The following is a 12541-nucleotide window of genomic DNA, read 5'->3' on the forward strand; positions in this document are numbered from 1 at the left end:
TTTTCATTCATTTCAATATTTTTCATTCGCATTGCTTTTTCTTTTCATCGAGGGAAATTTTTTACTATACTAATAACATAAGTCTCTGGAAAGGGGAATGAGAATGAAGGAAGTTGATGTGCTAGAGCTTCAAAAGTTAATTGATTCATTTGCAAATAAAGATGTTTATATACACCTCGAAACGACAAATGGCTCTTATGCCACTCACTATAACGAACAATTTTTTAATGCCAGCGCATTTATCCGCAACGCGAAAATTCGATATGAACATGGAAAAGTCATCAATGATAATCCCCACCGTGTCGGACTTAAATTAGAAAACGGATGGGTTTATGCGCAAGGGATTACCCATTATGAATTAGATGAACAAGGTAGACTATTAATGGCTGGGTTAAACCACGAAGGAAAATTAGCGATTGCACTAGAAATTAGTGAAACGCCATTTTCTTAAGGAGGGGATTAATATGACTTTAAAACCACAGCGCCACGTTTTAGTTGTTTTTCCACATCCAGATGATGAAGCTTTTTCATCTGCCGGCGTCATTCGACTTTATCGCAATATGGGAGTTCCCGTTACATACGCTTGTTTAACTTTAGGAGAAATGGGACGCAATCTTGGGAATCCTCCTTTCGCTACTCGTGAATCATTGCCTGAAATTCGTCGAAAAGAATTGCAAGAAGCATGTAAAGCAATGGGGATTGAAGATTTGCGAATGATGGGCTTCCGAGACAAAACGATTGAATTTGAAGACGATGAGAAAATGGTGAAGCTCGTTCAAGATTTAATTTCCGAATTGAACCCTTCTCTCATCATCACATTCTTGCCAAATTACAGCGTTCACCCAGATCATGAAGCCACTGGCCGAGCAGTTGTTGAGGCAGTTCGCCGAATGCCGAAAGATGATCGCCCGTCAGTTTACGGTGTCGGATTTGCCAATAATACAATCGCTGAAAAAGGAGAACCAGACGTCATTATTGATATTACAACCGTCAAGGAAGATAAATTAAAAGCATTACTAGCTCATAATTCTCAAACAGCATGGATGGTTGAAGAAAATCAAAAGCGGATTGATGAAGGTCAACCGATGAGTGATAGTTGGTTCCATTATGAAAAGTTTTATACAATTACGTTTGTTGATTAATTAAAAAGCATGCTTTTTTATACAATCGAGTAGGAGGGAGCGATTAACTCCCGTCCTCTCACACCACCGTACGTACGGTTCCGTATACGGCGGTTCAATTAAGATCATTGACGCAAGTTTTCATAACGAGCTTCAAGACTTTTCAGCCCTTGGTTTCTCCAATAGGAGTTACCAAGGGTTCTGTGTAAATAATGTGTTTAGATGAGGGGGTTGTCCCGACCTCTTTCTCTAATTCCTATAATTTTGTATTAGAGTGATTAATTCTCTCTTACTTGATTGTATTAGTCTTGTTTTTCTTTTAATATAGCAACACCGAAAACTGCTCCTATTGCTGCAGATATCATATTTAATATAATTTTAATTGAAAGTGATAAATCATTAAAGAAATATTCAAAGATGGAATTAACTAAAAATACAGCTAGAGCAGCACAAATTGCAGGATAAAGTCTTTTTTTTATGTTAATCACCTTTCACTTAAAATTAATTTACTGTTTATAAACTCTTACACCGGTAGTCGGGTTCAAATATGGGATATAAATCACTAGTGGAACCGCATCTATATATTCATTAATAATTGTTGCAGCAGCAGCACCTATAGCAGCACCTCCAATAGCTCCCGGGATGCCACCATAACTACCAATTAAAGCACCTAAAGCAGCAGTTCCACCTGATACTCCACCTTTTAGTATAGCATTAACATCGGTTTTTGTAAGGTAAATTTCCACATGATTCCAATATACTTTTATACCTCTTTTTCCTTCTTCACTTTTAGAAGCCGTCTTGACTGAACTCAGTGGTTTGTTTAATGATTCTTTGTTTAATGAAACAATAATTGTATCCCCGTTAGTTTCTAATGAATACTTGTTATATATTTTCGATTCTAACTTCATTGTTTGTAAATGTGCATTAACTTCTTCTAATATTTTGTTTACTTGTTCGAATTCTGATTGTGTAATATTTTTCATTAGCTCCGCTTCATTGTTGATTATGAATTTAAAATCAACTAACTCGATATAAGGGTCTACCTTTTTTACCAACTCATCTGTTAGATTAGAGAAATTTGAGATAGATGAGTTTGAAACGATTTCTTGTTTGTTGATAGAATTCACATTTGAACTTCCAAAAGCAGTAGTTGGCATTATTAACGTAGCACTACATAATGCAGCAACTCCTATTTTTGTTATCTTTTTACGCATTTTATTTCCTCCTTTGAATATACTACTACAATTACAATATATTCAAGTAATTGGAAAAATATTGAAAATATATAAAATAATCTATCACGGCCACCTTTTAAAAAATACGAAAGTAGGGATGATTATGATAAAAATTAAAGTTTGTCAGTATTGTTATTCTGTTAATGAATTAATAAAATACGATGTTTGTGAGGCTCCTTTAAATATTGAAAGGCCAATGTTGAATTATGAAGAAAGAAGAATCGATTTGAGTGAAATATTTTTACCTTATTCAGTCCTCAAAAACTATAATTATTTAGATTTATGCAAACTTTTGGTTGTGTTCGTTTTGTCTACAACAAGATGCTAGCAGAACGTAAAGAAACATATGAGAAGTTCAAAGACGATAAGGAAACGCTTAAAAAGCAAAAGTTTCCGACACCAGCAAAAAATAAGAAAGAATTCCCGTTTCTAAAAGAGGTGGATTCTTTAGCTTTAGCAAATGCACAGATCCATTTGCAAAATGCTTATAAGAACTTTTTTGAAGATCGTGCGGAGTTCCCTAATGAATATCTCGAATATTGGAAAGTAAATAACATCATGTTTTATTAATTCCTTATAGTTATGACGTAAATTCCTTTCACAAACGTTGATATTATAAGGTTTTGTTGTAGTTACGTCTGACGTTGTGAAATAAGAAGATGGAATAACGTCTGACGTATTCACCTAAAAAGCTTGATATAATCAGTGTTTTACAAAAATTCCAAGAAAGGATGTTTTCTATGATCGGACTTACATTAAGAAACTTAGAACGTATAAGAACAAGTTTGTATTTGGAACAAGTAGTGCAAGTTGAACTCCCAAAAAATATGCTAAACAGACCAATCGAGCAATTCGCCCAGCCAATAATGGTTAACGGTTATCCAGTGATCCAATTCAGATACGAGGGTGCTATGCCTTTGTATAGTGAAAAGGACAAAGAATATACAGCACTTGTTAGAGATTATTATTTTCAAGTTACCTCTGATATGTACAATTACCCTGAACTAAATATTAGTTTCGATAAAGCAACATTAATAATTCAGCACGTTTTTCCAGATAGAATCATACGTGATTTAGATAATCGAAACAGAAAATACTTAATCGACGCTATTAAGTTCACAGAGTTAATTGATGATGATAATTTTCAAAAACTATCTATATACGAAGAAGGGTTTGTGAAGAAATTACAATTAATTTCTTAAAAATATCAATATAAACCAATGTACCAGAAAAACCTTTAAATGGTTATACTGGGAAAAGTAATTCCGAGACTTTTTATTGAAATCCGTTACGTGTTTCTGCAAAAATCAAGTTAAGAAAACAAGATATTGATTTTATCGTACTTCACTTCTTCCATAGCTTCTAATTTCCATTTCTCTATGTCAGCAAAGTAAACTAAAAGTTCCAGTAGATCCTTTTTTCCTTTTTTTAAATTTTGTACCCTAGGTAATACTAATCCGACAACTTTTTCCCCATTAAATTTGAAAGGACTTTCAAAGCGAATTGTTTCCTCATTTTCTTTCTCACTAACGCCCATATCATCTAATTTTGACAAATAAATCATATGTGCCGTTACTATATCGTCACGTTTAGTTAATACCGCTAACATTTGACCGGTGTTTTGCCTCCAGCTTCCTTCAGATTCCGCGTCACCACGGACACCCTTTCGTTGAGCTAACCTCTACTTCTGTCTTCGGGGTTCGGGACTTACACCCTATAGTTCATGTACATGCCGGGCGCACATCAAAAAAACACCATTTTTTCACAAATGGTGTTTTTTTATTTACCCTCTTCTCTTTTATGCAGTTTTTTGCTATTTTAGTGTAGTATAAAAGACGAAAAGTATAAAATTTTCGAAATACTATTATTTTTTCTATTTATATAGACATCAGTATAAATACCATTTATAGTGTATAAATATGCAACAAAAATTAATGAGGGGTTTATTATGGTAAAAAAATTTCATCCATATACATGGTTTTTATTTTTATGTCTTTCGATTTTAGGTATCTTTTTATTCATTATTCCTGTTAGTACGCCAGATGGACTTAAGGTTCCAATCGCACTTTTGGCGAACGGTCTTTCTGCTAATATCGTAACCTTTATCCATTGGTTTGCGTATGTTGTCTTTATTATTGCTGCTGTTGGATCTATTGTGATGCACTTTGTACCGCAATCAGGAAAAGTGACGATTTTCGATGCTTTATTCCGTACTCATGCATTCTGGACAGTAATGCGAGTTTTAGCGGTCGTATTTGCAACGTTATATATATTCCAAATCGGGCCGGAAGCCTTCACTAGTGAAAACACATCTGGCTTGTTATTAAATCCTGATGGCGGCTTAGTAACAATGATGTTTTCATTATTCTTTTTTGCTGGATTATTGTTACCGCTTTTGACAGATTTCGGGCTATTAGAATTTTTTGGTTCCATGATGGTAAAAATTATGCGTCCCATTTTTAAAATTCCTGGACGAGCTGCTATTGACTGTTTGGCTTCTTGGGTTGGAGACGGCACAATTGGTGTGCTTCTCACAAGTAGACAATATGAGCAAGGAAACTATACAGCGAGAGAGGCTGCTACAATCGCCACTACCTTTTCCGTCGTTTCGATTACTTTCTGTTTTGTAATTGTTGAAACGGTAGATCTTGGCCATTATTTCTTGCAATTTTACGGTACGGTCATTTTAGTTGGTTTAATCTTGGCTGTCATTATGCCAAGAATCTATCCTTTACGAAATAAACCGGATACGAATTTTGACGGATCTACTCCAGAAAGTCGCCGTGAAGATGTTCCGGAAGGATTTAATTCATTTACTTTTGGCCTACAAAATGCGTTAGATAAAGCCCATAGCAATCGAAATTTATTAAATGTGGTTCGCTCAGGCTTTAAAAATGTTTTGGAAATGTGGTTTGCCATTACACCGGTCATCATGGCATTCGGTACAATAGCATTAATTCTTGCAGAATATACTAGTTTCTTTAAAATTTTAGGAATGCCATTCGAACCGATTTTGCAATTGTTCCAAATTCCTTACGCAGACGAAGCTGCCCAAACAATGATTATTGGATTCGCGGATATGTTGCTTCCTTCTATATTAGGAGCTGGAATCGAGTCTGAATTAACTCGTTTCTTTATCGCAACAATTTCTGTTACGCAATTAATTTATATGTCTGAAGTTGGTGGCTTGATTTTAGGTACAAAACTTCCATTAAAAATTTGGGATTTGTTTATTATCTTCTTAATTCGCACAATCATTTCAATACCGATAGTTGCTTTCATCGCTCACTTAATCTTTTAACTTATATGACGAGCTTGGGACAAAATATAAAAAACACCATTTTCTTACAGGAGAAAATGGTGTTTTTTTGATAATTGTAGAATTGATTTCCGTTCCGGGGACGCTTTCCGCGGGCCCGGCTCGAGCCCAATGTCATCAACTTAAGATTACATTTAATGGAAGTTTATTTGAAAATTAATCTTTAATTTAACATTCACAAAAATAGGTAAAAGGACTCTTGTATTTTATAAAAAACCACCAAAATCGTTTTAGATACCAATTTTTGGTTAATAAAACGAGGATGGTGGTTTTTTTGAAAACGAAAAGTACTTTTTTAGGCGCAATTGAGATTACTCGAAAGATGCTGAATGATGTGATGTTTATGCTTGAATCTCGGACAAAAGAAACGTATTTTACACGAAAAGAAAAGAAGTTAAATTTTAAAAATACTATTCTATTTAGCTTAAACTTTGTTAAAAAGAGCCTCCAAATTGAACTTGACGACTTTTTCGACAAATTTAATTTATCAGAAATTAGTATTTCCAAACAAGGCTATTCAGCCGCACGAAAAAAGATTTCTCCTCTCGCTTTTGTAAAACTTACAAAAGCGATTGTGAATTGGTATTATGAAGAAAATTCCTTTAAAACTTATCGTGGATTTAGACTTTGCGCAATCGATGGAAGTGTGCTCCAAATCCCTGATACTGAGGAGCTTCGAAATTATTTTGGGTATGGAAAAAATCATAAGACAAGTTATGCAAGAGCTAGTGCCTCTTGTATTTACGATCTTGAGAATGGAATCATTATTACTTCTAGAATCAATCCATATAAGGTAGCTGAGCGAGATAGTGCAAAGGATATGATTGAAGAACTCGTACAAATTGGATTAAAAAATGATCTTTTTTTATTTGATCGAGGGTATCCATCGAGAGATTTTATTGCCTATTTAGATGCCCTTGGTATCAAATATGTGATGCGATGTCAAAAAAATACGATAAAGGAAATTGTCGAAGCGAAAGATGCTGATCAAAACATTCATATAATACATAGGAAACAAGTGATTACTGCTCGTGTAGTTAGATTCCCACTGGATTCTGGCACGGAAGAAATACTTGTCACAAATTTAACCGAGGAAGAGTTTGGTATCTCTGAGTTTAAATCTCTTTATTTTAAACGCTGGGGAATTGAAACAGAATATAATGATGTGAAAAATAAAATCGAAATAGAAAATTTCACGGGTAGTTCGAAAATCGCAATTGAACAAGATTTCTATGCATCAATATATTTATCGAATATGGTCAGTTTATTGAGAAATGATGCCAATGAAACAATTAATGAGGAGAGTAAGAAAAAAAGACGAAAACATGATTATCAAGTAAACACAAATATCTTAATAGGAAAATTAAAAGATAGGATGGTTCACTTATTATTAGAAGATTGTCCAATCAAAAGAGAGAGAATGTTTACAAAAATCATGAAAGTGATTATAAGAAATAAGACACCTATTCGATCTGGGAGAAGCTACCCACGAAGGAATGGTCTGTCCTCAACAAAGTATCCCCTAAACCAAAAAAGGTGTCTATAAACAATACATAGGATAAATATAACCTATTTGTTTATTAAATGTAAATAAATTAGGGGCTTAAAAAAATAAAAATTTAAGCCCCGGGCATCCTATTGCCTTTTTTAGCCGATTTTAGAAAATTATCAACACTTTGTAGGTTGAATAGTATTTTTAAAAGTAGACAGCCAGATGGTTGCCTACTAACTGTAAATTATTGGTTGTATAAGTTTCTGACATTGGGCTCGAGCCTCCTCTGATTCAATCCTTCGCTCCTGCGGGGTCTCGAGAGGGCTCGTCGCAGGAAAGCTTTGAATTTACTTCCTTGAGCTTGCTCCGCTTTGCGACTAAGCGTGCGCGACAGGAGCACTCGCCCCGTCACTCCAATCAATTTTTTACAAAAAATCTTTTTGCAGCTCGTTCACTTTATTAGTTATATCCCAGCCCCGTTTTTTAAATACGGCTCCTACTTATGGAAGCATGTCGATTATTCAAATAACTTTAACACTTTAACGTTTTAAATAAACAAATTTTTTTCTTTTTTTATCGATTTATACCTTGATTTTTTTAAAAGCTGTCTTTAGACTATTCTGTATATTATTTATATTTCAAAAGTTTTATGTATGAAATCATATACATATAAAGGGACTTTACAGTATGGCATTTATAAATTTCATAAAATACTGAATCTTATGTTAAAATAAATAAATGCTGGAACTAACGGAGGTTAAATTTAAAATGGAAGTTGCGGATAAAAGCTTTACTGTTGAAAACATCTTAAAAGCACAGCACCAATTAAAAGATGTAGTAATTCATACGCCATTGCAAAAAAATGAATATCTGTCAGAAAAGTACGGTGCGAATATTTATTTAAAACGTGAAGATTTACAATCAGTGCGCTCCTTTAAGTTACGGGGTGCTTATTATAAAATTAAAAAAGTTGAAGATGAAGCACGTGCAAGAGGTGTTGTTTGCGCCAGCGCCGGCAATCATGCCCAAGGGGTAGCTTATTCTTGTGCTCATTTAAAGATTAAAGGAACCATTTTCATGCCGTTGACAACTCCAAAACAAAAAGTCGACCAAGTGCGCATGTTCGGTCGCGATTATGTGGAGATTGTGTTAACTGGCGATACATTTGATGATTCAGCAAATGCAGCGATGGATTATTGTTTGGAACATGAAATGATCTTTATTCATCCTTTTGATGATTATGATATTATCGCTGGACAAGGTACATTGGGCGTAGAAATTTTAAATGACATTGAAGAACCTCTTGATTTTGTATTTGGAGGTATCGGTGGCGGAGGATTAATGAGCGGAGTTGCTGCCTATATTAAAAACATTTCACCACATACAAAAGTGATTGGGGTTGAACCAGAAGGCGCTCCAAGTATGAAAGCAGCCTTTGAAAATGGCGGACCTGTCACTTTAGAAAAAATTGATAAGTTTTGCGACGGTACAGCAGTTCAATCTGTTGGGCAAAAAACTTATGAAATTTGCCGCAAATATTTAGATGATATTATTACAATACCGGAAGGAAAAGTAAGTACAACTATTCTTGACTTATATAATAAACACGCTATCATTGCAGAACCATCCGGCGCATTACCAGTATCCGCCCTTGATTTTTATGCGGATCAGCTAAAAGGAAAAACGGCCGTTGCGATTATTACAGGTGGCAATAATGATATCAGCCGTATGCAAGAGATTAAAGAAAAATCATTATTATATGAAGGTTTGCTTTACTACTTTATCGTCAACTTCCCTCAACGCGCAGGAGCATTACGCCAATTCTTAACGGTTGTTCTCGGCCCTAATGATGATATTATCCGATTTGAATATACGAAGAAAAACAATAAAGAAGAAGGTCCTGCACTAGTCGGAATTGAAGTAAGCAAGCCGGAAGATTATGAAGGTTTAATCGATCGCATGCGAGTGAATGGTTTTGAGTTTAAAGAAGTGAATAAAGACAGCACTTTATTTGGATTGTTGATTTAACAAAAAAGAAACCCGAGCGTTTAGTGTGATCAACGCCCGGGTTTTAAATTTTATTAACAGATTTTGTATTATTTTTTTCAAGTTGGAAGGATAGTATTCATTTTTATTTTGGTATTTAAAAAAATAAAAACCAACCCTTATAATAAGAGTTGGCTGTATCAACATTAATTACCCCAACAACGCTCGGTCAGAATTCATTTTTTCACCGCGGATGCGTTCGAATTCAGCCATTAAGTCTGGAATTGTTAAGTTTGGTTTTTGAACTTCATCTACTTCTAAAATGATTTGCCCTTTATCCATCATAATTAAACGATTGCCTAAATCGATAGCTTGTTGCATGTTGTGCGTTACCATTAACGTTGTTAAATGATTTTCTTCTACCAATTGCTTTGTTAAGTTCGTAATCAATTCTGCTCGTGATGGGTCAAGAGCTGCCGTATGCTCATCTAGTAATAGAATCGCAGGTTGCGTAAATGTTGCCATCAATAATGACAATGCCTGTCTTTCCCCACCGGATAGCAATCCTACTTTTGCATTTAAGCGATTTTCTAAATTTAAATGCAATTTCTCAAGAGACGTGCGGAAGAAGTCACGTCGTTGTCGATTCACGCCTAATCGCAATGAACGATTGGCGTTTCGAGCATAAGCAATTGCAAGATTTTCCTCAATTGTCATAGATGGTGCAGTACCCGCCATCGGATCTTGAAAAACGCGCCCGATATAATGAGAACGCTTGTATTCAGGTAAATGGGTTACGTCTTTTCCATCTATCCATACTTTTCCAACATCTGGTTTTAATACCCCAGAAATCATATTCATCATCGTTGACTTTCCCGCACCGTTACTTCCGATAACTGTTACGAAATCTCCTGGTTTTAAATGAAGATTGATATTATTCAATGCCACCTTTTCATCTGGTGTACCTTCATTAAAAATTTTGTTAATGCCTTCTAGCTTAAGCAAGGTGATCGCCTCCTTGCTTTTCTAGTTGGGCAGCGGCTAACTTTTCTTGCAGTCGCTTCTCCTTCCTCTTCTTATCTTTTTGCTTATCAATCATTTGCGGAACTACTAACGCTAAGATTACAATAATGGCTGTAATCAATTTCATATCACTTGCATCGAGGAATGGCACTCGCAATGCAATCGCAAGTACAATCCGATAAACAATTGCTCCAACTATTACCGCAAAAGTAGTGCGCATGATTGATTTCGTTCCAAAAATCGCTTCACCGATAATGACCGATGCTAGACCGACTGTAATCATCCCGATCCCCATTGTCGCATCGGAATATTTATTATATTGGGCGATTAAAGCCCCCGCTAACGCTACTAATCCATTCGATAATCCAACACCTAAAATAATTAAAGTGTCCGTATTCGCTGAAAAACTGCGAATCATTCGTTTGTTATCTCCCGTAGCTCGAATCGCTAGACCAACCTCTGTTTTGAGGAACCAATCCACTATGAACTTAATTGCTGTTGTAAGAATTATCATGACAAAAAGGATTTCCCAAGTTTGTGGAAGATTTTTTACTCCTAAACTCGTCAAAATGTTATTGAAAAATGCATCAATCCCTAAATGTTCCCAGAAGGAATAAATTTTAGTGAAGATTGTTTCACTATTTAGTAGAGGAACGTTCGGAAGGCTTGCTGCATTTTCACTCGAGATGCCCATAATTCGCAGGTTTACGGAATAGAGGCCAATCATCATAATAATCCCGGCAAGGAGCGGATTAATGTTTCCTTTTGTATGGAGCAAACCAGTGATACATCCTGCAATAAATCCTACGACAATCGCTGCTAACGTAGCTAATATTGGGTGATAACCTAAAACAATCATTGTTGCAGCTGTAGCCGCACCCGAAACAAAGCTACCATCTACCGTCAAGTCTGGAAAATCTAACACTCGGAATGTTAGATACACTCCGAGTGCCATTATTGCGTAGATGATTCCTTGCTCAACTGCACCGAACATTGCTGTAAACATATTGAATCATCTCTCCTAACATGTTGAAAATATTTTATTGTTGTGTTTCGACAAGCTCAGCTTCCCACTCGTCTTTCACTTCAAGACCAAGTTTCTCAATTGCATCTTTATTCATTACTAATTTCAATGTATTTGGATATTCTGCTGGAATATCTGCAGGTGTCGCTTCACCTTTTAAGATTTTTGCAGCCATTTCACCAGCTTGATATCCGATATCGTAATACTCGAAACCAAATGCCAACAATCCGCCGCGTCTTACAGAGTCAAATTCACCAACAACAAGCGGTAGTTTATTGCTATCTGCTACTTGAATAATAGATTCTAGAGCGGATACGACTGTGTTATCTGTAATGATATAAAATGCATCAACTTTTCCGATTAAAGATTCTGCAGCTTGTTTGATCTCTGAACTTTGAGATACAGTAGCACCTTCTACTTTTAAACCTAATGAATCAGCAATCTCTTTCACTTGGTTTACTTGAGCTACTGAGTTTTGTTCACCTGCGTTGTAAACCATTCCGATTGATTTAACGTCTAAAGCGTCTTTCATGAATTCTACCGTTGTTTTAATTGCTTCTGGGTGCAAGTCAATCGTACCAGTAACGTTTGCACCAGGTGATTCAATCGAATCAATTAATTGAGCTGCAACCGGATCTGTTACAGATGTAAAAACAATTGGAATTTCAGTTGTTACATTTTTAGCAGCTTGTGCAGATGGAGTGGAGTTGGCGAAAATCAAATCTACTCCTGCACTTGCTAAGTTTTGTGCAATTTGCGTATTCAAACTATTATCGTTTTGTGCAATTTGATAATCATATTCAACATTTAAACCAGCATCTTTCAATGCATCTTGGAATCCTTGATATGCAGCGTTTAAAGATGGATGTTCAACAATTTGTGTTACACCAATCTTATAATTTTTTGCTTCTTCTGTTGTTTCGTTTTCTGTGTTGTTTTCGCTCGATTCAGATGTATCATTACCGCCGCCGCCACAAGCAGCTAGAAGCAACATTAAACCAAAGAGCAAAAATGATAGTTTTTTCATGCTACTTTTCATACAAATATCCCCCGCTATCCTTCAAAAAATTACTAACAATTTCGAATGAAAAATTTTTTCGCTTTATTCAAATAAAGCTAGAGTTTAACGATATATTACATTCTCATCGTTCAAGAGTCAATAACATTAGGAATGTTCTGAATTTAAGAAAATTCTTTTTATTACTTTAGTAATGTTAATTTATCGCTTTAAATCGCTAAATTACGAGGATTTTCTAGAATAAATTATTTTTTTGAAATAATGAATATTTTGTGACAAAATTGTGAACTTTATTTTGTTGTACGAAATCTTCCCTTTAT

The 12541-nt window shown here is 35.2% G+C and carries 11 protein-coding genes and 1 pseudogene; 7 read left to right on the plus strand and 5 right to left on the minus strand.

The genetic code is table 11. The features are described from left to right. The first annotated feature begins 103 nt into the window (after window positions 1-103). Both NSU17_RS05440 and bshB2 read left to right on the plus strand, forming a co-directional pair. A complete protein-coding gene (locus tag NSU17_RS05440; protein WP_016837310.1) occupies window positions 104-451 on the plus strand; it encodes a YojF family protein in 348 nt (115 codons plus the stop codon). A 13-nt stretch (window positions 452-464) separates the two neighbouring features. Next, a complete protein-coding gene (bshB2, locus tag NSU17_RS05445) occupies window positions 465-1142 on the plus strand; it encodes a bacillithiol biosynthesis deacetylase BshB2 (protein ID WP_340704509.1) in 678 nt (225 codons plus the stop codon). Between the two features lie 485 nt (window positions 1143-1627). On the opposite strand, the gene NSU17_RS05450 is transcribed toward bshB2, so the two are convergent. Then, window positions 1628-2338, minus strand: coding sequence for a hypothetical protein (locus NSU17_RS05450; RefSeq protein WP_340704510.1), 711 nt, complete (start codon window positions 2336-2338; stop codon window positions 1628-1630). A 306-nt stretch (window positions 2339-2644) separates the two neighbouring features. Between NSU17_RS05450 and NSU17_RS05455 the strand changes: the two are divergent. Then, window positions 2645-2881 (plus strand): annotated as a pseudogene (locus tag NSU17_RS05455) (helix-turn-helix domain-containing protein); the annotation flags it as partial. A 218-nt stretch (window positions 2882-3099) separates the two neighbouring features. Continuing rightward, the gene (locus NSU17_RS05460; RefSeq protein ID WP_096550288.1) at window positions 3100-3561 is read left to right on the plus strand and encodes a hypothetical protein; all 462 of its coding nucleotides are present in this window, start codon (window positions 3100-3102) and stop codon (window positions 3559-3561) included. Between the two features lie 110 nt (window positions 3562-3671). Here NSU17_RS05460 and NSU17_RS05465 read toward each other — a convergent pair whose 3' ends face one another. Then, the gene (locus NSU17_RS05465) at window positions 3672-3968 is read right to left on the minus strand and encodes a hypothetical protein (RefSeq protein WP_096550287.1); all 297 of its coding nucleotides are present in this window, start codon (window positions 3966-3968) and stop codon (window positions 3672-3674) included. A gap of 339 nt (window positions 3969-4307) precedes the next feature. Between NSU17_RS05465 and NSU17_RS05470 the strand changes: the two genes are divergently transcribed. From NSU17_RS05470 to ilvA, 3 genes are all read left to right on the plus strand, one after another. After that, the gene (locus tag NSU17_RS05470) at window positions 4308-5660 is read left to right on the plus strand and encodes a YjiH family protein (protein WP_340704511.1); all 1353 of its coding nucleotides are present in this window, start codon (window positions 4308-4310) and stop codon (window positions 5658-5660) included. A 283-nt stretch (window positions 5661-5943) separates the two neighbouring features. Beyond that, entirely contained in the window at window positions 5944-7224 is a 1281-nt protein-coding gene (locus NSU17_RS05475; protein WP_340705481.1) for an IS4 family transposase, read from the plus strand. Window positions 7225-7938: 714 nt separating this feature from the next. After that, window positions 7939-9198, plus strand: a complete 1260-nt coding sequence (gene ilvA, locus NSU17_RS05480) for a threonine ammonia-lyase IlvA (protein WP_340704512.1) — start codon at window positions 7939-7941, stop codon at window positions 9196-9198. A 168-nt stretch (window positions 9199-9366) separates the two neighbouring features. On the opposite strand, the gene NSU17_RS05485 is transcribed toward ilvA, so the two are convergent. Genes NSU17_RS05485 through NSU17_RS05495 form a run of 3 tightly spaced genes read right to left on the minus strand, consistent with a single transcriptional unit; the run spans window position 9367 to window position 12242 of the window. Further along, window positions 9367-10161: an ABC transporter ATP-binding protein gene (locus NSU17_RS05485; protein WP_168411794.1), complete on the minus strand. Its 795-nt coding sequence runs from the start codon at window positions 10159-10161 to the stop codon at window positions 9367-9369. Next, window positions 10154-11185, minus strand: coding sequence for an ABC transporter permease (locus tag NSU17_RS05490; protein ID WP_340704513.1), 1032 nt, complete (start codon window positions 11183-11185; stop codon window positions 10154-10156). Before NSU17_RS05490 ends, NSU17_RS05485 begins: the two co-directional genes overlap by 8 nt. A 34-nt stretch (window positions 11186-11219) precedes the next feature. After that, complete coding sequence (locus NSU17_RS05495; RefSeq protein ID WP_340704514.1) at window positions 11220-12242, minus strand: ABC transporter substrate-binding protein; 1023 nt, start codon at window positions 12240-12242, stop codon at window positions 11220-11222. Window positions 12243-12541: the final 299 nt, after the last annotated feature.

It is taken from the genome of Ureibacillus sp. FSL K6-2830, from assembly GCF_038004145.1.
Lineage (GTDB): Bacteria > Bacillota > Bacilli > Bacillales_A > Planococcaceae > Ureibacillus > Ureibacillus thermosphaericus.